Raw genomic sequence first — 21,267 nt, 5'->3', positions numbered from 1 at the left:
TTATTAAAAAATTTATATATAAATTAAAATCTCAATAATTATATGATTTATTATTATGTCTGATATACCTAAACTAGACGACTATTATTATAGATTTTTACAAAGTATTTTACTTAAAACACTAGAACAAAATAAAGCCGCTGAAACTTATTTATTACAGGAAGATTTTAATAGTGCTTTAAATGAGATAAAAAATATAAATGAACAACTTGAAGAATATTCAAACATTCTTTCTTTACTCAAAGTAATTAAAACCCATTTTATTGATAAAAAATATATAATTAAGTACCGTTTAATTTAAATTCTTTTTTTATAATTAAAAATAATATAGAGTGGAAATAAAAAAAGGTATTGAATTATGGAATATGCATTATTAATTTTCAGTATTATAGCGATTTTAGTTATAATACAAATGGTTAAAGTTGTACCTCAACAACAAGCATGGGTAGTAGAGAAATTGGGGAAGTTTGACAAAGTACTACAACCCGGTTTAAACTTACTAATCCCTGTCATTCAGAGAGTAGCATACAAACATACTTTAAAAGAAGAAGCTATAGACGTTACCGCTCAAACAGCTATTTCAAACGATAACGTAACATTATCTATCGACGGTGTTTTATATGTTAAAATTATTGATCCGATGGCAGCGTCTTACGGTGTTAATAATCCTTACTATGCTATAACGCAGCTTGCTCAAACTACTATGCGTTCGGAAATCGGTAAACTCCCTTTAGATAGAACTTTTGAAGAGCGCGAAACTTTAAACGTAGCAATTGTAGCAGCTATTAATCAGGCTGCTATAAATTGGGGCATACAATGTATGCGTTATGAAATTAAAGATATTCAACCTCCGCAAACTATACTTAAAGCTATGGAATTGCAGGTAGCTGCAGAGCGTCAAAAAAGAGCTCAAATTCTAGAGTCGGAAGGTAATAGACAAGCAAAAATTAACCATGCAGAAGGTGAAAAAGCACAAATCGTACTGAATTCAGAAGCTTCTTATACTGATCAGGTTAACAGAGCAAAAGGTGAAGCTGAAGCAATAGGCTTAATCGCTACCGCTACGGCAAATAGTATTGAGATTGTCGCAGCTGCCGTACAAAAAACAGGAGGAAGTGAGGCGGTAGCTCTCAAAGTAGCTGAGCAGTATATTAGTGCATTCGGTAATTTGGCTAAAGATACCAACACCGTAATTTTACCCGCAAACCTTTCAGAACCGAGTAGTTTTGTAACCGGAGCGTTAACTATATTTAACCAATTAAAAGCTTCTTCAGAAAAGAAAATAGATAAGTAGCAATTTATAAAGATTTATTATTGTAATAATAATTAGTTTTATATATCATACCAGATTATTAATTAATAAAAGGTTATGGATATGTCAGTATTTGTCGGCAAAACTGCTCCGGATTTTACAGCTAAAGCTATTATGCCTAATAATAATATAGACGAAAAGTTTAAACTTAGCGATTATGCTACAGGGGATAATATAGTGTTATTTTTTTATCCCCTAGATTTTACTTTTGTTTGTCCATCGGAAATTATAGCATTTCACAATAAGCTTGGTGAATTTACCGAAAGACGTACTAAAGTAGTAGCTGTTAGCGTTGATTCTCATTTTAGCCATTTAGCTTGGAAAAATACTCCGCATAATAAAGGCGGACTTGGACAAGTACAATTTCCAATGGTATCCGATATAAAAAAGGATATTTCTTCAAAATATAACGTACTTAATGAAGACGGTGTTGCTTTGCGTGGAACTTTTTTAATTGATAAGGATTTCATAGTACGTCACATGCTAGTTAACGACTTACCTATCGGTCGTGATATTAATTATACATTAAAAGTAATCGATGCTTTAACTCATCATCAAAAGCACGGCGAAGTTTGTCCTGCCGGCTGGCATAAAGGTGAGGAAGCAATTACCCCGTCACATGAAGGTATAGCACATTATTTAAGCTCACATGCCGAGAAGCTGTAGTATTATGTCATTCCCGCGTGGATCGGTTTTTTCGTCATTGTGAGCGAACGTTAGTGGGCGTGGCAGTCTCAGGAATCCTTCCCAAGATTGCTTCGTCAATTTACTATTGTAAATTTCCTCGCAATGACTTTAACAATTAAACCAAAACCCATATCAAATAACCCTAAATAATGCTAAAAGAATTATTTTCTGCTCCTAAAATATCTTATGATATTGAAACAATTAATATTTTACGTCTTATTAGGAGTGAAAATATCGGTCCTAAAACTTTCTTTAGTTTAATTAAATTATTCGGTGATGCAGCAACTGCCATAGATAACGCTCCGGATTTTTCATTGCGAGGCGGAAAGTCAAAACCAATTAAAATTTTCAGTAAAAGCGATGCTGAAAAAGAGTTAGAGCTTCTCGAAAAAGACAATGCTAAGATTATCACATATAAATCTCCGGAATATTCAAAATTATTACTTGAAATTTATGATCCACCTCCAATATTAAGCTATAAAGGTAATATAGAGTTATTAAATCATAATAAATGCGTTGCAATAGTAGGTGCAAGAAACGCTTCTGCAAACGGAAGAAGTTTTGCTCATAAAATTGCAAATGATTTAGTAAAAGAAGGGTATATAACTATTTCAGGATTAGCAAGGGGTATAGATAGCAGCGTACATCAAGATGCAATTTCTCAAACTATCGGAGTTATTGCAGGCGGTATTGATCATATATATCCACCGGAAAATAAAAAACTATTTGAAAATTTAGCAGGAGAAGGTTTAATATTAGCTGAGTTACCTATCGGCTCTACCCCGCTTGGAAAACATTTTCCACAGCGTAATAGGATAATATCGGGGCTAGCCTTAGGAGTAGTGATAGTAGAAGCAAGCTTAAAATCCGGTTCATTAATAACTGCAAAATTTGCACTTGAACAAAATAAGGAAATATTTGCCGTTCCCGGCTTTCCTTTAGATCCAAGATGTCAAGGTACAAATAAATTGATTAGAGAGGGAGCATATTTAGTGGAATCAGCGGACGATATTGTAGCTAATTTACCGCAATATGAAGAATTTATGAAAAAAGATGATGGATTATTTAAGGATTTTGTTGAGCTAGGAACAGTAAATACTAGATATGTTAAAGAACCGTCACAAAAGGAGCATACTGCTATATTGGAATTATTATCGTCAGTACCTATAGATTTTGAATATTTACAAAAAGAAACGGAATTACCGCTTCCTATTATATATACGGTAATATTAGAATTAGAACTCGCCGGCAAAGCAATACGTCACGCCGGCAATAAAATATCATTAGTTTACGCCTAATGCTCTATGTCATTCCCGCGTAGGCGGGAATCCAATACTTTAAAGCTTTTTAAAAGCTTTATTTGAATAAAATCTTGATCAAAAAGATTTTTTGAAAAGCTCGATTTATCTCGCTTTACGCTGGATTCCCGCTTTCGCGGGAATGACATAGTAAAGAGTGGGGCAAATAATAATAGAATAATTATTTTTATAATGAAAAATAACCATCGATGAAATTAGTAATAGTAGAATCGCCGGCAAAGGCAAAAACGATAAATAAATATTTAGGTAATGAGTTTAAGGTCATTGCATCATTTGGTCATATTAGAGATTTACCTTCTAAAAAAGGTTCGGTATTGCCTGATGAAAATTTTGCAATGAAATACGATATTTCCGATAAAGCCGGTAAATATGTAGATACCATAGTTAAAGATGCTAAAAAAGCTGATGCAGTATATCTTGCAACCGATCCGGATCGTGAGGGTGAAGCTATCTCATGGCATGTTGCAGAGGTACTAAAAGAAAAAAATAAGGTTAAATCCGATGATTTTTTCAAAAGGGTAGCCTTTAATGAAATCACTAAAAAAGCAATTATTCATGCCGTTGAGAACCCTAGAAAACTTGACGCTAACTTAGTAAATGCCCAGCAAGCAAGAAGAGCTTTAGACTATTTAGTCGGCTTTACCCTTTCACCTCTTTTATGGCGTAAATTACCTGGATGTAAATCGGCGGGACGTGTACAGTCCGTGGCTCTGCGATTAATATGTGAGCGAGAAGATGAAATAGAGCGTTTTAAGTCGGAAGAATATTGGGATATTAGCCTTAAAATGCAAAATAGTAATAATGAACTATTTACTGCTAAATTGACTCACGTAAACGATCAGAAGTTAGAAAAATTCTCAATTATTAACGAAAAAGATGCCAAAGATTTAACCGAAAAATTAAAATCTCAAAATTTTCATGTTGATAAGATAGAAAAGAAACAACAAAAACGTCAGCCGCAACCTCCTTTTATTACTTCATCACTACAACAAGAAGCAGCAAGAAAATTAGGTTTTAGTGCTAAAAAGACTATGCAAATAGCACAAAAACTTTATGAGGGCGTTGACATAGGTAAGGAAACTATAGGGCTTATTACCTATATGAGAACCGACGGCGTTACATTATCAAATGACGCAATAGCTGATATACGTAAGTTAATCGATAAAAATTACGATGACAAATATTTACCGAATAGCCCTAGAATTTATAAATCCAAAGTAAAAAATGCTCAAGAAGCTCATGAAGCTATAAGACCGACAAATATTACTTATACTCCTGATAGCTTAAAAGAAAAGCTAGAAAAGGATTATTATAAGCTTTATGAACTAATTTGGAAAAGGACTATAGCCTGCCAAATGGAAAATGTGATAATGGATTTGGTAGTTGCAAGTTTAGCTTCGGAAAATAAAGAATATTTGGCAAAAGCAAACGGATCAACTATAGCATTTGACGGGTTTTATAAGGTTTATCGTGAAAGTGTGGACGATGAGGCTGAAGAAGAAAATAAAATGCTGCCGCCTTTAAAAGAACAAGAACCGCTTAAAACTAAAGAAATTATTCCGAATCAGCATTTTACCGAGCCACCTCCAAGATATTCGGAGGCAAGCTTAGTGAAAAAACTTGAAGAGCTTGGGATCGGTCGCCCTTCGACCTATGCTAGTATTTTATCGGTTTTACAAGATCGAAAATATGTCTCTCTTGAGAAAAAGCGTTTTATGCCTGAAGAACTTGGACGTTTAGTAACGGTGTTCTTGGTCGGTTTTTTCAAGAAATATGTAGAATATGATTTTACCGCAGGTCTTGAAAATGAGTTAGACGAAATAGCAGCAGGTAAGCTTGAGTGGAAAGCTGCCTTAAATAATTTTTGGAGCGGTTTTAACCATAATATTGAATCGGTAAATGAGCAAAAAATCACCGAAATTATTAGTTATGTACAGAAAGCTCTTGATTATCACTTGTTCGGTGAAAATAAAGAATCTAAAGTTTGTCCTTCATGTAAAACAGGCGAGCTTAGCTTAAAGCTCGGTAAGTTCGGAGCATTTTTAGCATGTAGTAATTACCCTGAATGTACTTTCAGAAAATCTATTGTTAGCGGTAACGATAATAATGAAAATGATGGCGACCTTGCCGCTACTCCTAATGAGAATAAGGTTTTAGGTACTGATAAAGACGGAATAGAAATATATCTGAAAAAAGGACCTTACGGACCTTATGTTCAGCTCGGCGAACAAGAAGGCAAAGTAAAGCCAAAACGTAGCCCCGTGCCTGCTAGCTTGAATCAAAACGACATCACACTTGAGATGGCATTAAAGCTTCTAAGCTTACCGCTAAAAATAGGTATTCATAAAGATAGCGGCGAGGAAATTATGATAGGATACGGTAAATTCGGTCCTTACATAAAATATATGGGTAAATTTATTTCAGTGCAAAAAAAATATGATTTTCTAAATTTAAGCTTAGATGACGCAATGAAACTTATCGAAGATAATAAAGCAAAGCTAGAAAAGAAGCAGGCTTAAATAGTTTAGTGTTACCCCGTGACTTAATTAATGTCATTCCTGCGAAAGCAGGAATTCAGCATAAAGCGAGATAAATCGAGCTTTAAATTTTAAAAATTTAGTGTATTAAGACTTTTTAGTGGCTGGATTCCCGCTTCTAGCTAGGAATGACATAAAAGTATATAAATAATGACAAAAAAATAAGTAAAAATGACAAAAGTTATAACACGATTTGCTCCGTCACCGACCGGTATGTTACATGTCGGAAATATCAGGGCGGCACTACTTAACTGGCTATATGCAAAGAAGCATAACGGGCAGTTTATTTTAAGATTTGACGATACGGATTTAGAGCGTAGTAAACAGGAATATAAAGACGCTATCGAAGAAGATTTAAAATTTTTAAATCTTAATTGGGATCAGACATTTAATCAATTAAGTCGTTTAAGTAGATATTATGAAATCAAAAATCTATTATTAGACAAAAAAAGATTATATGCCTGCTATGAGACTCCTGAAGAGCTAGAATTAAAGCGTAAATTTCAATTATCTAAAGGTTTACCGCCAATTTATGACCGTGCTAGTTTAAATCTAACTGAAGAACAAATACAAAAATATATAGAACAAGGAAGAAAACCACATTATAGATTTTTGGTAAATTATGAACCGATTAGCTGGCATGATATGATCAAAGGCGAAGTTAAATATGACGGCAAGGCTTTAAGTGATCCAATAGTGATAAGAGCAGACGGTAGTATGACTTATATGTTATGCTCGGTTATTGACGATATTGATTATGATATTACTCATATTATTAGGGGTGAAGATCATGTTAGCAATACCGCTATTCAAATTCAAATGTTTGAGGCTTTAAATACTACTCCTCCGACTTTTGGACATTTAAGCCTAATTATTAACAAGGATGAGAAAATTTCTAAAAGAGTCGGGGGATTTGATATTGCAACTCTTAGAAAAGAAATCGGAATCGAAGCTATGGCAATAGCTAGCTTTTTTAGCTTACTTGGTTCATCGGCACAAATCTTACCTTATAAATCAATGGAGAAGCTAGCAAATCAATTTGAAATAAGTAGTTTTTCTAAAAGCCCGACTATTTATCAGCCGGAAGATTTGGAAAGACTAAATCATAAATTATTGATAAGTTTATATTTTGACGAAGTAAAAGACCGCCTTAAAGAAATCGATGCCGAGTATATTGATGAAAATTTTTGGTTATCGGTAAGACCTAATTTACAAAAATTACGTGATGTAAAAGATTGGTGGGAGATTTGTCATAAAACTCCGAATATAGAAAATCTAAATTTAGATAAGGACTATTTAAAGCAAGCTGCAGAATTATTACCGCAAGGTGAAATTACCAAAGATAGCTGGAGTATTTGGACTAAAGAAATAACAAATATAACAGGCAAGAAAGGTAAGGAGTTATTTTTGCCTCTTCGCCTTGCTTTAACCGGTAGAGAATCAGGACCGGAAATTGCAGGAGTTTTACCTTTGATTGATCGGGAAGAGATAATAAAACGATTAACTAGTGCTTAACTCTCTATGTCATTCCCGCAAGGCATTGCCTGCGTGGATACTGAAGGTCGTCATTGCGAGGAGCGAAGCAACGCGGCAATCCAGGAAATAATTAAAAGAATTCTGTAAATTAAGAATTTTTTACTGGATTGCTTCGTCAAAATTTTCAATTTTTCCTCACAATGACGGATAAACAGGTCCATGCAACAATGCCTGCTCGCAATGACGATTGAGTATAACAATAGACTTCTTGCATAACCTATCTTATAAAGAGGAATTTGAAGGAAACACGGAACGCAGCACCACAGCGTATAAAACATACGTGAGGATGCGAGTACCGGATTGACGTACAAATTACCTTTAGAAGGAGGTTATGCAAGAAGTCTAATATTTTAGCTATAATACTCTAGCATATTAGTATTAATAGCACCAGCAAGTTCTGCAGTATCGCCGTAGATATTATCAGCAATAAGAGAAACTATACCTGCTGCTCCTGCCATTAAACCTTCCACAGTTTCACAAGCTACATATCCTGCATCTATCCCTTCTTTTATTGTATTTTCTGCACATTTGATAGAATCGTACGGCGAAATTGCAATTGCTCCTAAAGCACAAGCACCTATAAGAACAGGCGGATTGTAATAAGCAAAAGTTGCAAGGCTTGCTACAGTTGCTTGAGCAAATGTAGATATAAAAGAATAATTAGTACTTACATCAGAAATAACACCTTGAATAGAACATACAGCACTTGCACCATTCTCTATCACATTAATAGCATGTTCTGTTGCTAAGGTAGCATACATTGTAAAATCTGCCGCAGCTTTAGTAGCATTTTGAAAATGAATTGTAGCACTATCAAAGTAACTAGATGTTTTTTTTGAGGTTTGTGGACCCGTATAGATTTTTGTCATGATTTTTCCCCTTAAAATTAAATCGTGACGACACGATAACTTAAATGTTGGGGCGTGTCAATGGATATTATTAATAAAAAATTAATAATATTTAAATAAAAGAGATATTTAGCTGTTAAAAAACTTTTTGATTTTTAGCTTATCTTCTTTAGACAAATTAGGCTTGAAGCTGTATATATCTTTTTTATTAGCATTTTCAGGTCTAAATTTAAACTCACCTTTAGTTGTTTTGATTGTAACTATCTGATCAGGAGAACCCCATTTAGGAAAATCATATTTTATAACTATGTCCCCGTTTCTAAGTCCGGATTTATAAGCGTTACTATTTTCATCAATATTTTTTATTGTATAATTATTTATTAAAGCATCTTTATCAAAACCACGGTCATATGACCCCATTTTTATTTTCTCGATCGGCAACACTTTAGCAACATCAGCTAAATCTATAGTTTTACCTTGTTCTATATATTCATTTATCTATCCCTTTTGGAACATAATCTTTAACTATTTTTTTAAAATAATCGCTTAAAAATTCTTGTTCTTTTGAGGTTTTAAACAAATCAAGCATAACATTATCCAGCGATTTACTCCTATTATTCTCTTTAATAAGATTATCCAAATAAAGTACAAAAACAAACCCACGATAATACGGTAATTTCTCTACTGCATAATCTCTCCAATAATCTGTTTTGATTAAATTATTAGGTTCATTTATTACAGGTGATAAATAATAATCCTGAAAGAATTGGTTAAATGCTTCTACAAACTCTTCAAGTGTTATAACTTCGGCACGCAAAGCTAAAACACGTGAATAATAATCGGTAAACCCCTCACTCCACCAATAATTTAATCCTCCTAAGTTATTACGTATTTTCTTCCCTGTCCAATTATGCAAATGTTCATGAGCAAGTAACGTTATATAATCCTGTTTGTCCAAACCTTGAGGAATAAACGCAGTAAAACTATTTGTTAAACCTATTCCTCCCATGTGATCAGGCTCATCACCTTCAATTAAACTGATTACATAATAAGGAAAATCATTATCATGGAAAAATGCTCTTTGTCCCTTGATAATTTTATTTATATAAGAAGCTATTTCTTCATCTTTAAGATCAAATTGACCATGCAGAGAAAGATATACAGGATTTTTTTGATCGACAATTTTGTAAACACGTAAATCACCCGCTGCATAAACTGCACTATATAATTCAATCCGCGTAACTTTAAATTTCACGCTTTTACCAAGACCATAATCTGATATTGTTTTCCAGCTATCAGGAATATTATTCCATTCTAATATTAAACTCTACTATGTCATTTCCATTTAAATCGTCGGGAGTAACAAAAAGCCTGTAACCCGGTGAATGAATTAAATTTTGTCTAATTATTGCTTCGTGGATATCACAAAGATTACCGGTTTTTTGATATATTTCGTAGCTTAAACGAATAATATTGATTTTTCCCGTATTTAAAATAGCTTCATTTGAGTCTTGATTTCTAAACTGCAGCTTTCCAATAGGATATTCTAGCTTAACATTTTTGATTTGCTGATAGTATGAACCGCTTGCCCAAGCATAGGGTAAATCTAAAATAACTTCACCGCTCATATCGCCTATTATTTCCGTTTCAACTTTAACAGCTGAAACAGGCATATTAGACAAAGGTGTTATTTTGTAATTTATTTGCCGATAAGTATTTGCTAATACTAGATTTGGAATTAGAATTATGAATATTATCAAAAAATTTTTTAGAAAGTACATTTTCAAAACTCATGGATTTTAGATATTATTTAGATTGTTGTACGACTCTCGATGCCATTCTTGCGTGGCATTGTTGCATGGAGCAGTTTCACCTCTGTCATCCCGTGGCTTGACCACGGGATCCAGTTAAAAATACTAAAATTATTAGTATTTTTTTATTGTTTTTATAGACCTAGTTAGCAAGGGAACTAGGTGACACAGTGGGTTTTACCGCTCTACGCAACAATAGATGCTCGCAATGACGATATCTATGTAGGCAGGTGTTCTATTTAATAATTACTTTCTGCCATTAACTCATAAGCTTCTTCGTCTTCAAGCCATTTAGCGTTTTCTATTAAATATGATTCTTGAAATGCGGCGAGTTTTGGATCAGGTTCTCCCGTTAAATGTTTAAGCCCGTCAAATAAAATACCTAAAAATCCAATATTATTCTTTTTACAATAATCTCTTACATCTTCCACATGTTTCGCACAGTCATCAATAAATACAATAAAACTAGCATTTAGCTCTTCAGAAAATTTTGATAAAGTACCGCTCTTTGAATGATTACCGGTTATGAATATACCTTTATAAAAAATAGCATCATCTTTTCGTCCTGAATTATAAATTACCAATTCTTGATTATCTGAAAATTCGATACCTAGACTCTTTAATTCTTTATATCGCCAATCTTGCATCGAAGAAATATTGCCAAATTCTCCCGTATTCATTTGTGTAAGAGCATAAACAGGAAACTTTGCCTTGAGCTTGTTTATAACTTCTGCCCACTCTTCATCAATTAATATTACTTTTCGCTGAAGCCGCCAATTACTGACAATTTCTTCATAATTATCATAATTACTTTTATTTTCCTTAATTCTATCAATCATTTTATTATAAGGCGGCTTCTTAAAAGTTTTTGATTTAGGAGTTATAATAGTATCGTCAACATCAATAAATATAGATACATCATCAGGGGCATTTTTTATTATTAAATCATAGATTTTTGCGGCACTATCGGCAGTTTCAAAATCTTTCATATGTTATTAAATTTAATCCCAAGTTCTTCAGTTAAAATATCCATCAGCTCAAGCCCTGCTCTATTTTTCCATTTTCCTTGTTCATAAAAAAAATGATAAGGACCGCTAACCGGTGACGATAACCAAATTTCTTTAGCGGCACTTTGTTTATTTATTACATATATACCCTTATCAGTATCAAGATTTAATATATCACCTTGTAAATCTACGTCTATACTTGCTTCTTTATCTTGCTCTTCTATCTTGTCGGCTATATATGCAATTGTTGTTTCGGCTATTTTACTAAATTCTGTATTATTCATGATAACATCCGTTATAAATGGATAAAAATATACGAAGATCAACTTCAAAAAGAGCAAGAAGTCTATAAGGCGAGGAACGCAGCGTATACTTAATACGTGAGTACCGCAGATCTTATAAGACTTTGTGCCAATTTTTGAAGTTCATCGAGTAGATGGTTTGTCAGGATCAATTTCCGGCTCAGGTACTCTAATCAAACTTTTTCTATAAGTCTCAACAAATCTATTATGATCATTAAGATTGTTAGAAAAATTATGTCCGCCTTTACCGTCAACCACAAAAAATAAGGCATCCGTTTTAGCAGGTTTTACCACTGCTTCTAAAGATTTTAACGACGGACAAGAAATCGGACCGGGCGGTAAACCTTTTATATAATAAGTATTATACGGCAGTTCTTGCAATAAATCTTTTTTTGTTAAAGCTCTTGCTAATTTAAATTTACCCTCAGTCAAAGCGTAGATAGTAGTCGGATCGGCTTGTAGCTTCATATTTTTCTTTAAACGATTAATTAATACTGCAGCTATAATAGGCTTTTCTGCATTTGAACCGGCTTCTTTTTCAATTATCGAAGCTAGAGTTAATACCTCAAGTCTAGTTTTTAACAGAGAATCCGGTGAAAGATTTTGCATTACTTTATCTAAATTAGCAGACATTAAATTTCTCATTTGATCGATTATCTGCTCTTTTTGATCTCCATAAGAGAAAAAATACGTTGACGGCATTAAAAACCCTTCCGGTATTATCCCTTTTATTTCTCCAAATAAACGATTTTCTTCATTAATTTTCTTTATAACCTCACCAACCACCGTACCTTCCGGAACAATTATCTTATGTATTATAGATTTACCGCTTGCTAATATTCTTAAAGTTTGCAGAGGCGATATATTACGAGTAAACACATATTCACCGCTTTTAAGAGGTCTTTTTATAGAATAAATTTTAGCAATTACCTTAAAAATTCTCGGATATTTGATTACTTCATTAGAATAAAGTTTTGTAACTATTTGATTTACGGATAATTTAGGTTCAATAATTATCGTTTTATTTTGAGTAAGATTACCCGGCACAAAAATATAAAATATACTAAAATTTAGCAAAGTAATAAATATAGTTAGAGATACTATAACTAAAAAAAGTTTAGTTTTTAATAGGTTTTTTAACATAATAACTATTATTTTTATAAGACTTAGAAATATTGATAAAGAAATTACCACGAAATATGGTTTTTTCTTGACATTTGAAATAACATATAGTAACACTAACTTAAAGTTTGGTTGAAGTTAAATATTTGCTGAATTTAAATTATATAGTTTTTGCTAAATAAATAAATAGTTTTAATATTTGGTAATTAAAATATTAAAATTAGATGACTAACAAGCAACAAATTAATAACGTAAACCAATTTACTATAACAATAGTATACTCCTGTAAAATGAAAAGTTAGAATTTTTATTACAAACGAAAAATATAAATCTTTATTCATAGTTCATATTACTATACCGGCGTTAATACTGATCTTATAATGGGCATTATATATTATGATACAAGATCACAATACCGATCTAAAACACGAAGAACATACGGAAAGGTTAAAAGCTTTACAAAATAAGTTAGGAAACTTATCCGGTTTCTTGACAACAATGCGTTCTGATAACAATGAGGAATACAAAAAAATTTCCAATGATTTAGAAATTTTAATAAAACAAATTAATACTATAAGAAAAAATATAGAAATATATTTTGTTATTATATTAATATTAATGTTTATTATAATTCAGAAAATGTTGTGGACCACCGGTTCAAGTACTAATCTTTCTCTTTTAACAACTTTATTTTAGGTTCTAAGAACTCCTGTTTAATAATTTCTGCAGCTATATAAGAAGGTATAGCATCATCTCGATCACTTGATACAAACGAATTTTCCAAGCTAAGCCTGTGTTCACGTACTTTTGTACGCTTAGCTAGCTTGCCTTTAAATTCATCGTGTCTAAAGCTTTCTGATTTTAGCTGTAATCGTTTTGATTTAAATCCTAATTGCTGCAAAATTTTTTGGCTTTCTATTACCTGCTCATACGCTTTTTTAGAATTAAATAATAACTCTTGAAGCTTATTACTAATAAGACTAGCTCGGCAATTAAATTGGATAAATTCCGGAATTATTTCGCTACCTGCTATAATATTTATCAACGTAACATATTTTATTTTTATCAATAACCTGATAATAAAAAAGCTTATAAGATTAACTTTATAAGCCACAATCATAGGAGTACCGGAAGCTGCTATCTCTAAAGTATTAGTACCGGATTTTGCTAAAGCTAAATCAGCAACGGCATAAGTTTTAAGTCTCTCACTTGAAAATAAATAATTAAACTTAACATCTTCTAAAAACGGCTTTATTATTGCCTCATGAGCAGGATTTGCAAGAGTAAATATAACTTTAAGATTATTACAACTCTTGAATATTTCTTCAATAGAAGAAACAAAAACCGGTAAATGCCTTAGAATCTCTCCTTTTCTGCTTCCAAGAGTAACACATAAAACTCTCTCATTCTCGTCTATTTTAAACTCTTTACGTAAAGCTACTTTATCGCTATAAAACTCCTGCTCCATGATCGGGTGACCTATATATCTACAATCAAGTCCGAGCCTAGTAAAATATGGCGGTTCAAAAGGTAATAAAGCAAATAAACAATCATAAATTTGGGCGTATTTTACTGCCCTATCCTCTTTATATGCCCAAACTGATGGTGCAACGATATGAATCATTTTCAGCTTTGGTAAAAGTTTTCTTACTCGCTTTGCCACACGATAAGTAAACCCCGGTGAATCTATGGTGATTAATAAATCGGCTTTACTATTTATTATATCCTCCACAGTTTTATCAATTAATTTTTTAAGCTTAAAAATATGAGGCAAAATTTCTACAAAGCCCATCAAATTTATGGAAGTAATAGGAAATAAGCTTTTAAAGCTACCGGCTTCTTCCATATATCTACCGCCAACCCCCATACATTTTATTTCTATATTATCTTTTAAATGCTGAATTATGCGTCCACCGATAAAGTCTCCTGACATCTCACCGGCTATAAAGTAAATTTTTGTCATTGAAGCTAATTATTTTTTAAGGTTCTCAATTTCTGCTTTCAACTGCCTTATTTTTTCTATAGATAATTCAGTAATCTCATATATTTCTTCTATCGAGTTTTTTTTCATTAACATCTTTTTGCTATTTTTATACTTTTTGTAACTTCGCCTTCTTCTATACCCTTTGCCATACCTTCTTCTATACCTTTTTCTTCAGCAGAAACTATATAATCGCGGTCTTTAAAGCCTTTGCTCATATGAGCACGATAAATAATTCTTTCTTTAGTTGTCATTTTAAGGATATCAAGTTTTTTTGCTACCTTCTTCATATACGGTGATTTAAAGTCTTTCTTAACTTCAGAATGTTTTACTACATATAACCATTCGTCCAATTCGTCTCTTATAATATCATTAAATAACGGTACCGATATTACAAAATATTCCGGAAACACATTACATAAATCGAATATTTTACCTCTCATATCTCCCAAAGAAAATTTCATAAGATGTTTTTTATCAACTTCTCTAAAAATAGTCTTACCGTGATATAAAGGTGCTTTCATATCAGCAAAAGGAAAATACAATAAATTAATATGAAATATCTTTTTTATAGTAGTGTAGTCTTCACTTTTATAAATACTATCGACTATTAACCTACTAGAATTAAAACAAACTTTATGCATAAAAAGATTTATATAAGACTTATCTATTTCCACTATATATTTATGTCCTTCTTCATCTTCTACTATTACATCTGCTACGCCAGATTTTAAGATATCATCTTCTTTATTACTGCAACTTTCAAGTAATGCCGTTATCTTAACTGGACTATAACCCGCATCTTTAAGTATTGCCGAGATAAATCCTTCAACTATCTCGTAATCACCTTTATCCTTAAGCAAATATTTTATAGCATAATAAAAACTTATTAGGTTACTCATATTTTTCTGTCTAATTACATATTATTAAATTCCATTTTACGGTAACTCAAAGCTTCAGCAATATGAATTTTCAAGACCTTATCAACATTCTCAAGATCGGCAATCGTGCGTGCTACTCTAAGTATTCGGTTATAAGCACGCATTGATAAACGAAATTTATTTGCCGCTTCATTCAGTAAATCTCTGCCTTCATCTACAGGCATAGCGTAATCTATTAACAACTGCCCGTCTAATCTATTATTTGTTTTAATATTATAGCCCTCATATCTCTTTTCTTGAATCAAACGTACTTTCTCGACTCTTATAGCTATATCTTCAGATTTTTCCTCAGAATTATCTGTAATAAAGTCATAATTATAAATATTAATATTTGATACTTCTATATGCAAATCAAATCTATCCATAATAGGTCCTGAAACTTTCATTTGATAATCGCTAGCACATTTGGGGGCTTTCATACATTCTTTATAAGGTTCACTCAAATAACCGCATTTACAAGGATTCATAGCTGCTATTAACTGAAAATTCGCCGGATATTTTATATGAGCACTTGATCTTGAAATCAATATTTCACCATTTTCAATAGGTTGTCTTAAGTAATCAATAACATTATGTATAACGTTATGTGGGAATTCAGGTAATTCGTCTAAAAATAATACGCCGTTATGGGCAAGCGTAATTTCACCCGGCTTTACTTTTTTTCCCACACCCCCACCGACCATAGCAGCAAGCGAGCAGGAATGATGCGGAGTTCTGAACGGCCTTACTTTTGTAAGCTTACCGTCTGAAAATTTTCCAGCGATACTTGTAATCGTGCTGCATTCTAAAATTTCTTTTGTAGACATTTTAGGTAGTATACTGGGAAGACAGGCAGCAAACCTTGATTTACCGGTTCCGGGAGGACCGAACATTAAAAAGTTATGCCCTCCTGATGCTGCAATTTCTAAAGCTCGTTTAGCAATTTTTTGACCTTTTATATCTTTAAAATCGGGATAATTTATTGGCTCATCTTGCAATTTAGCTTCCGGAGGAGTTAAAACTTGTGAACCTTTAAAATGATTTACTAGTTCAATTAAATTACCTGCAACAAGTATATTATCATTACCCGATCAAGCAACTTCTGAACTATTTTTACTTGAACAAATAAGTCCTTTACCTCTAGCAGAAGCCCCAATCGCTGCAGGTAGAGCTCCGCTTACCGGTAAGATTGAACCGTCTAATGATAACTCTCCTATTATTAAATATTCCGCAATTTCAAGTTCAGGTAAAATATTCATTGCGGTAAGTATCGAATAGGCAATCGCAAGATCGAAATGGCTTCCCTCTTTTACTAAATCTGCCGGAGCTAAATTTATTAAAATTTTTTTAGTAGGTAGTGCAAGCCCTATAGAAGATAACGCTGCTTTAACTCGTTCTTTTGATTCAGCTATAGTTTTATCGGCAAGCCCTACTATAGTAAAAGCAGGGATACCCGGGGATATTTGTATCTGCACATCAACATCAATAATATCAATTCCATTAAACGTTAGACTTGCTATATGAATTATCATGAAATTTTTCTTCAAATGCTATTTTGTGAGATAAGGATTGTTGGAGGCTCAAATCGTCATTGCAAGAAGAATTACATAGTATAGTAATTCGACGAAGCAATCTCAGGAGATTTGATGAGATTGCAGCAAAGCTTCGCTCCTCGCAATGACGAAAAGTAACAACCACAAATCGAAAAAGCATACTATAGAACAAACTTAGTTAGGTCAAGATTAGTTATTATTTTTGATAATTGATTTTCTACGAATTTATCGTCGATAGTTATTTTTTTGCCTTTCATTTCGCTAGCTTCAAAGCTTATATCCTCAAGCAAATTCTCGAGTATAGTATGCAGCCTTCTAGCCCCTATATCTTCGACTTCTAAATTAACGGTGATCGCATAATCCGCTATCTTCTCAATAGCAGAAGCAGCAAATTCAAGATGCACGTCTTCAGTACCTATTAGTGCTGAATATTGCTTTATTAAACTAGTTTCAGGCTCAAGCAATATTTTAATCATATCATCTTTGGTGAGTGAATTTAATTCCACTCTAATCGGTAATCTTCCTTGTAACTCCGGTAATAAATCAGAAGGTTTAGCAATATGGAAAGCACCTGAAGCAATAAATAATATATGATCGGTTTTAACCGGTCCATATTTAGTATTAACCGTTGTTCCTTCTATCAAAGGTAGCAAATCTCTTTGCACTCCCTCTCTACTTATTTCGGCATTTTTTGCTCCGGAACTACTGGTCGAAGCTATTTTATCAATTTCGTCAATAAAAACTATCCCATCATTTTCAGCTAAATTTATAGCTTGCTGAATAATTTTTTCTTGGTCTATTAATTTTTCTGATTCCTCAGGTATAATAATAGCCATAGCATCTTTAACTAGCATTTTTTTTGTTTTAGTCTTACTGCTGCCAAGGGCTCGTCCAATCATATCGCCAAGGTTAAGAACGCCCATAGATGCTCCAGGCATGCCCGGTATTTCAAAACTTCCACCACCGACAGGTGTAGTATCAGCTACGCTAATTTCGATTTCCGTATCATCAAGCTCGCCGTTTAAAATTTTTTCTTTGAACTTTTCTCTAGTCTCACTACTAGAAGTTTTACCTACTAAACTATCTAATATTCTCTCTATCGCTTTTTCACGTGCATTAATATCTACTTCCGTTTTTGCTAAAGTTTTTTCAGTATTAACGGTTATTTCGACTAAATCACGAATTATTGATTCTACATCACGCCCTACATATCCGACTTCGGTAAATTTAGTTGCTTCAATTTTATAGAAAGGAGAATTAGTCAACTTTGCAAGGCGTCGTGCTATTTCCGTTTTCCCGACACCGGTTGAACCAATCATTAAAATATTTTTCGGTACTATTTCATTACGTAAATTACCTTCTACTCTTTTACGACGGCAGCGATTTCTAAGTGCAATAGCAACGGCTTTTTTGGCCTTTTCTTGACCTACGATAAATCTATTAAGTTCATTAACTATTTGAGAAGGGGTAAGCCCCATAGGGTCTTTTTTATAAGTAGTTTTAGTAGCTTTCATACAACTTTTTCCATTATAATATTATGATTAGAAAATACACACAAATCTGCAGCTATATTAATAGATTTTAAAGCAATTTCTTCAGCAGTTAAATTGTTCTCGTAAGACATTAAAGCACGAGCGGCAGATAGTGCAAATAAACCGCCTGATCCTATTGCCGCAACATTATTTTCAGGCTCTACGACATCACCGTTACCGGTTAAAATTAATATATGATTACGATCGGCAACAATCATCATTGCTTCCAAACGTCTCAAATATTTATCGCTACGCCAATCTTTTGCAAGCTCAACTGCACTTCTAAGTAGATTATGCTTATGTTGTTCTATCTTTACTTCAAGTTTTTCAAATAACGCAAGACCATCAGCCGTAGAACCAGCAAAACCTGCAATAATTTTATTATTTGCTATAGTCCGAAGTTTTCGTGCTGTAGATTTCAGTATGGTATTACCATGCGAGACTTGTCCATCTGCTGCTATAATTATTTCTTCGTTCTTTTTTAAACAAAGTATTGTTGTGCCGTGTAAGGCTAAATTATCTGACATATTTATTGATATTAAGTTGTTAATTAGGTACTATATTAGTATTGAATTACTCCTAAATAAAATGAAGAGTTATTCGGCACAGCTTCAAAAAGAGCTAGGAGTTCAAAGTCCTCGGAACGGAAGCCGTTACTTAATATAGTTCGTACCGCAGCTCTTGTAGAACATTGTCACCAATTTTTGAAGTTCTATCTTAGTATATACTCAAATGATTTCAAGAATTGAATTTGTTATCAAATGGTAAACGCACGCAGCTTATACTTAATAAGTGAGTACGTGAATCCATGAAGATAACAAAGAGCAATTCTTGAAATCAGCAGAGTATACTTGACTAATCAGGTTTAATTAATTATTGTCCCTTGAATTTTCAAGGCTTAAACTTAAATAATGAATATATACGCAATATACATTAACTCCACACAAAAAAATAATAATTTTATTGTTATTGAAGAAGGCTTTTCATGGATAGCTGCTCTTTTAAGTATATTTTGGGCATTATACCATAAAATGTGGTTAGTTGTTGCTATTGTCGTAATAGCGAATATAATCGTTACGGCGATTAATATCGAAGAGTTAAAGTTTATATTTAAGATAGCCTTAATATTAAGCTTCGGCTTTTTTGCTTCAGATATTAGAGAAAATTATTTAAAAAGAAATAATTACCGACTAGAAGATATAATAATTGCCAACTCTAGCATTGAAGCTGAATTGAAATTTTTGGAGCGTTCGATTGTCATGCCGTGACTTGATCACGGCATCCAGAAAAGAAATAAAAATACTAATATTATTAGTATTTTTAACTGGACCCCGTGGTCAAGCCACGGGGTGACACAGCGGATTTTACCGATCCATGCGGGAATGACATAAAGTGCGTTTTTCAAGTCACCTTTAACAGGAATAAAATGATGTATAACAAAGAAAATATTTTTGCAAAAATTATAGATAAAAATCTTCCGGCAGAAATAATTTATGAAGACGAACAAATTTTAGCATTTAAAGATATAGCACCTGTACATATTATCGTTATACCTAAAAACGAATATATAGATTATGCCGATTTTATCTCTAAAGCTCAAATAGACGAAATAAAACATTTTTTTGCTAAAATTTCTGATATAGCAAACGAAGCGGGTTTAGATAAAGACGGCTATCGTTTAATAACTAATAAAGGCAAAAAATCAGGACAAACTATTTTTCATTTCCATTTCCATATTATCGGCGGCGAAAAACTCATCGGATTAATAAATAAATGACTAAAAAATACAATATTGCAGTAATCGGAGCTACAGGAAATGTAGGGCGTGAAACTCTAAATATTCTAGCTGAACGTAATTTTCCCGTTAATAAAATTTATGCTATAGCTTCAGATAACTCTATCGGACGAGAAATAAGTTATGGAGAAAAAATACTGAAAATCAGTAATTTAACTAATTTAAATTTTGATGATATAGATATTGCTTTTTTTTGTGCCGGTTCAGAAGTTTCAAAAGAATTTGTACCTAAAGCTACTGCTAGTAGTTGTGTAGTTATCGACAAATCCTCACTTTTTAGAGTTGACAATCAAGTACCGTTAATTGTACCTGAGGTTAATTTATCAACACTTACAGAGTTTAATACTAAAAATATCATAGCTAACCCTAACTGTATAGTAATTCCGCTTGCAGTAGCATTAAAACCGCTAGATAATGAAATAAAGATTAAAAGAGTAGTGATATCTACTTATCAATCAGTATCAGGAGCAGGTAAAGCAGGAATGGACGAACTCTACGACCAAACAAAATCTAAATATGTTTTTGGAGAGAATGATCCTAAGAAATTTCCAAAACAGATTGCATTTAATCTTTTTCCTCATATAGGTGGTTTAAATAAAGACGGCTATACAAGTGAAGAAGCAAAAATTGCTTTTGAACTAAACAAAATTATGGGCAATCACTTTAAAGCTAGTGTTACTTCCGTGCGAGTACCAGTATTTATCGGTCATTCTATATCGGTTAACATAGAATTTAACGACAAAATGGACGCTAACATCGCTGAAGAAATATTACAAGACGCAGATGGAATTGTTACAATTTCTAATAATAATGATCTTGCTTATATCTCGCCCGTTGAAGTGGTAGGCGAAGATGCCGTATATGTCTCCCGCATTAGAAATGACGTAAGTAGAGATAACACGATAAATCTATGGATTACATGTGATAATTTACGTAAAGGAGCAGCTTTAAACAGCGTCCAAATTGCTGAAGAACTAATTAATAATTATTTATAATATAACTAAT

The 21,267-nt window shown here is 32.8% G+C and carries 22 protein-coding genes and 2 pseudogenes; 11 read left to right on the top strand and 13 right to left on the bottom strand.

The features are described from left to right. Window positions 1-55: 55 nt before the first annotated feature. The 7 genes and pseudogenes from ACE38Q_RS01335 to ACE38Q_RS01305 form a co-directional block, all read left to right on the top strand. The gene (locus ACE38Q_RS01335; RefSeq protein WP_500189793.1) at window positions 56-301 is read left to right on the top strand and encodes a hypothetical protein; all 246 of its coding nucleotides are present in this window, start codon (window positions 56-58) and stop codon (window positions 299-301) included. A gap of 57 nt (window positions 302-358) precedes the next feature. After that, a complete protein-coding gene (locus tag ACE38Q_RS01330; protein ID WP_500189792.1) occupies window positions 359-1,294 on the top strand; it encodes an SPFH domain-containing protein in 936 nt (311 codons plus the stop codon). Window positions 1,295-1,375: 81 nt separating this feature from the next. Further along, window positions 1,376-1,978, top strand: coding sequence for a peroxiredoxin (locus tag ACE38Q_RS01325; RefSeq protein WP_500189791.1), 603 nt, complete (start codon window positions 1,376-1,378; stop codon window positions 1,976-1,978). 170 nt (window positions 1,979-2,148) lie between these two features. Next, window positions 2,149-3,297, top strand: a complete 1,149-nt coding sequence (dprA, locus tag ACE38Q_RS01320; protein ID WP_500189790.1) for a DNA-processing protein DprA — start codon at window positions 2,149-2,151, stop codon at window positions 3,295-3,297. A gap of 209 nt (window positions 3,298-3,506) precedes the next feature. Then, a complete protein-coding gene (topA, locus tag ACE38Q_RS01315; RefSeq protein WP_500189789.1) occupies window positions 3,507-5,837 on the top strand; it encodes a type I DNA topoisomerase in 2,331 nt (776 codons plus the stop codon). A 189-nt stretch (window positions 5,838-6,026) separates the two neighbouring features. Continuing rightward, on the top strand, window positions 6,027-7,370 hold the full coding sequence (gene gltX, locus ACE38Q_RS01310; RefSeq protein ID WP_500189788.1) for a glutamate--tRNA ligase: 1,344 nt from the start codon (window positions 6,027-6,029) through the stop codon (window positions 7,368-7,370). 214 nt (window positions 7,371-7,584) lie between these two features. Then, a pseudogene (locus ACE38Q_RS01305) lies at window positions 7,585-7,739 on the top strand (palindromic element RPE1 domain-containing protein); the annotation flags it as partial. Window positions 7,740-7,741: 2 nt separating this feature from the next. Here the strand turns inward: ACE38Q_RS01305 and ACE38Q_RS01300 are convergent. The 7 genes from ACE38Q_RS01300 to mltG all read right to left on the bottom strand — a co-directional run bounded on the left by ACE38Q_RS01300 (window position 7,742) and on the right by mltG (window position 12,502). After that, window positions 7,742-8,260: a hypothetical protein gene (locus ACE38Q_RS01300; protein ID WP_500189787.1), complete on the bottom strand. Its 519-nt coding sequence runs from the start codon at window positions 8,258-8,260 to the stop codon at window positions 7,742-7,744. A gap of 108 nt (window positions 8,261-8,368) precedes the next feature. Next, on the bottom strand, window positions 8,369-8,680 hold the full coding sequence (locus ACE38Q_RS01295) for a hypothetical protein (RefSeq protein WP_500189786.1): 312 nt from the start codon (window positions 8,678-8,680) through the stop codon (window positions 8,369-8,371). Between the two features lie 49 nt (window positions 8,681-8,729). Continuing rightward, window positions 8,730-9,494: a M61 family metallopeptidase gene (locus ACE38Q_RS01290; protein ID WP_500189785.1), complete on the bottom strand. Its 765-nt coding sequence runs from the start codon at window positions 9,492-9,494 to the stop codon at window positions 8,730-8,732. Between the two features lie 49 nt (window positions 9,495-9,543). After that, entirely contained in the window at window positions 9,544-9,912 is a 369-nt protein-coding gene (locus ACE38Q_RS01285; protein WP_500189784.1) for a hypothetical protein, read from the bottom strand. 377 nt (window positions 9,913-10,289) lie between these two features. Further along, window positions 10,290-11,039, bottom strand: coding sequence for a DUF2608 domain-containing protein (locus tag ACE38Q_RS01280; RefSeq protein WP_500189783.1), 750 nt, complete (start codon window positions 11,037-11,039; stop codon window positions 10,290-10,292). Then, the gene (gene cyaY, locus ACE38Q_RS01275; protein ID WP_500189782.1) at window positions 11,036-11,341 is read right to left on the bottom strand and encodes an iron donor protein CyaY; all 306 of its coding nucleotides are present in this window, start codon (window positions 11,339-11,341) and stop codon (window positions 11,036-11,038) included. Before cyaY ends, ACE38Q_RS01280 begins: the two co-directional genes overlap by 4 nt. Before the next feature lie 141 nt (window positions 11,342-11,482). After that, a complete protein-coding gene (mltG, locus tag ACE38Q_RS01270) occupies window positions 11,483-12,502 on the bottom strand; it encodes an endolytic transglycosylase MltG (RefSeq protein ID WP_500189781.1) in 1,020 nt (339 codons plus the stop codon). 375 nt (window positions 12,503-12,877) lie between these two features. On the opposite strand from mltG, the gene ACE38Q_RS01265 reads away from it, so the two are divergent. Then, the gene (locus ACE38Q_RS01265; protein ID WP_500189780.1) at window positions 12,878-13,177 is read left to right on the top strand and encodes a hypothetical protein; all 300 of its coding nucleotides are present in this window, start codon (window positions 12,878-12,880) and stop codon (window positions 13,175-13,177) included. Here ACE38Q_RS01265 and lpxB read toward each other — a convergent pair. The 6 genes and pseudogenes from lpxB to hslV form a co-directional block, all read right to left on the bottom strand. Further along, complete coding sequence (gene lpxB / locus ACE38Q_RS01260; protein ID WP_500189779.1) at window positions 13,146-14,444, bottom strand: lipid-A-disaccharide synthase; 1,299 nt, start codon at window positions 14,442-14,444, stop codon at window positions 13,146-13,148. The two genes, ACE38Q_RS01265 and lpxB, sit on opposite strands and share 32 nt — an antisense overlap. 9 nt (window positions 14,445-14,453) lie before the next feature. Continuing rightward, window positions 14,454-14,552 (bottom strand): inorganic polyphosphate kinase, encoded by a 99-nt coding sequence (locus ACE38Q_RS01255; RefSeq protein ID WP_500189778.1) that lies wholly within the window; start codon window positions 14,550-14,552, stop codon window positions 14,454-14,456. Next, window positions 14,552-15,364 carry a PD-(D/E)XK nuclease family transposase gene (locus tag ACE38Q_RS01250; RefSeq protein WP_500189777.1) on the bottom strand — a complete coding sequence of 271 codons (813 nt, stop codon included), beginning with the start codon at window positions 15,362-15,364 and terminating at the stop codon, window positions 14,552-14,554. Before ACE38Q_RS01250 ends, ACE38Q_RS01255 begins: the two co-directional genes overlap by 1 nt. Window positions 15,365-15,378: 14 nt before the next feature. Next, window positions 15,379-16,914: pseudogene (locus tag ACE38Q_RS01245) on the bottom strand (YifB family Mg chelatase-like AAA ATPase). 182 nt (window positions 16,915-17,096) lie between these two features. Further along, entirely contained in the window at window positions 17,097-18,449 is a 1,353-nt protein-coding gene (gene hslU / locus ACE38Q_RS01240) for an ATP-dependent protease ATPase subunit HslU (protein ID WP_500189776.1), read from the bottom strand. Further along, the gene (gene hslV / locus ACE38Q_RS01235; RefSeq protein ID WP_500189775.1) at window positions 18,446-18,994 is read right to left on the bottom strand and encodes an ATP-dependent protease subunit HslV; all 549 of its coding nucleotides are present in this window, start codon (window positions 18,992-18,994) and stop codon (window positions 18,446-18,448) included. The genes hslU and hslV overlap by 4 nt, the downstream gene beginning before the upstream one ends. Before the next feature lie 384 nt (window positions 18,995-19,378). On the opposite strand from hslV, the gene ACE38Q_RS01230 reads away from it, so the two are divergent. From ACE38Q_RS01230 to asd, 3 genes are all read left to right on the top strand, one after another. Continuing rightward, window positions 19,379-19,735 carry a DUF2628 domain-containing protein gene (locus tag ACE38Q_RS01230; RefSeq protein WP_500189774.1) on the top strand — a complete coding sequence of 119 codons (357 nt, stop codon included), beginning with the start codon at window positions 19,379-19,381 and terminating at the stop codon, window positions 19,733-19,735. A gap of 161 nt (window positions 19,736-19,896) precedes the next feature. Then, a complete protein-coding gene (locus ACE38Q_RS01225; protein WP_500191189.1) occupies window positions 19,897-20,244 on the top strand; it encodes an HIT domain-containing protein in 348 nt (115 codons plus the stop codon). Further along, window positions 20,241-21,257, top strand: a complete 1,017-nt coding sequence (asd, locus tag ACE38Q_RS01220) for an aspartate-semialdehyde dehydrogenase (protein WP_500189773.1) — start codon at window positions 20,241-20,243, stop codon at window positions 21,255-21,257. The genes ACE38Q_RS01225 and asd overlap by 4 nt, the downstream gene beginning before the upstream one ends. The last annotated feature ends 10 nt before the right edge of the window (window positions 21,258-21,267 follow it).

The sequence above is a fragment of the Rickettsia endosymbiont of Thecocarcelia acutangulata genome (assembly GCF_964263195.1).
Taxonomy (GTDB): domain Bacteria; phylum Pseudomonadota; class Alphaproteobacteria; order Rickettsiales; family Rickettsiaceae; genus Rickettsia; species Rickettsia felis.
Note: the sequence above shows the minus strand (reverse complement) of the source record. Positions and strands in the feature narration are given on the sequence as shown.

Coding starts and splice junctions, on each gene's coding strand:
- ACE38Q_RS01225 (WP_500191189.1), top strand. CDS start 19,897: ATGTATAACAAAGAAAATATTTTTGCAAAAATTATAGATAAAAATCTT.
- dprA (WP_500189790.1), top strand. CDS start 2,149: ATGCTAAAAGAATTATTTTCTGCTCCTAAAATATCTTATGATATTGAA.
- hslV (WP_500189775.1), bottom strand. CDS start 18,994: ATGTCAGATAATTTAGCCTTACACGGCACAACAATACTTTGTTTAAAA.
- mltG (WP_500189781.1), bottom strand. CDS start 12,502: ATGTTAAAAAACCTATTAAAAACTAAACTTTTTTTAGTTATAGTATCT.
- ACE38Q_RS01300 (WP_500189787.1), bottom strand. CDS start 8,260: ATGACAAAAATCTATACGGGTCCACAAACCTCAAAAAAAACATCTAGT.
- gltX (WP_500189788.1), top strand. CDS start 6,027: ATGACAAAAGTTATAACACGATTTGCTCCGTCACCGACCGGTATGTTA.
- ACE38Q_RS01250 (WP_500189777.1), bottom strand. CDS start 15,364: ATGAGTAACCTAATAAGTTTTTATTATGCTATAAAATATTTGCTTAAG.
- ACE38Q_RS01325 (WP_500189791.1), top strand. CDS start 1,376: ATGTCAGTATTTGTCGGCAAAACTGCTCCGGATTTTACAGCTAAAGCT.
- ACE38Q_RS01280 (WP_500189783.1), bottom strand. CDS start 11,039: ATGAAAGATTTTGAAACTGCCGATAGTGCCGCAAAAATCTATGATTTA.
- hslU (WP_500189776.1), bottom strand. CDS start 18,449: ATGAAAGCTACTAAAACTACTTATAAAAAAGACCCTATGGGGCTTACC.
- ACE38Q_RS01230 (WP_500189774.1), top strand. CDS start 19,379: ATGAATATATACGCAATATACATTAACTCCACACAAAAAAATAATAAT.
- cyaY (WP_500189782.1), bottom strand. CDS start 11,341: ATGAATAATACAGAATTTAGTAAAATAGCCGAAACAACAATTGCATAT.
- ACE38Q_RS01330 (WP_500189792.1), top strand. CDS start 359: ATGGAATATGCATTATTAATTTTCAGTATTATAGCGATTTTAGTTATA.
- asd (WP_500189773.1), top strand. CDS start 20,241: ATGACTAAAAAATACAATATTGCAGTAATCGGAGCTACAGGAAATGTA.
- ACE38Q_RS01255 (WP_500189778.1), bottom strand. CDS start 14,552: ATGAAAAAAAACTCGATAGAAGAAATATATGAGATTACTGAATTATCT.
- ACE38Q_RS01285 (WP_500189784.1), bottom strand. CDS start 9,912: ATGCCTGTTTCAGCTGTTAAAGTTGAAACGGAAATAATAGGCGATATG.
- lpxB (WP_500189779.1), bottom strand. CDS start 14,444: ATGACAAAAATTTACTTTATAGCCGGTGAGATGTCAGGAGACTTTATC.
- ACE38Q_RS01335 (WP_500189793.1), top strand. CDS start 56: ATGTCTGATATACCTAAACTAGACGACTATTATTATAGATTTTTACAA.
- ACE38Q_RS01265 (WP_500189780.1), top strand. CDS start 12,878: ATGATACAAGATCACAATACCGATCTAAAACACGAAGAACATACGGAA.
- topA (WP_500189789.1), top strand. CDS start 3,507: ATGAAATTAGTAATAGTAGAATCGCCGGCAAAGGCAAAAACGATAAAT.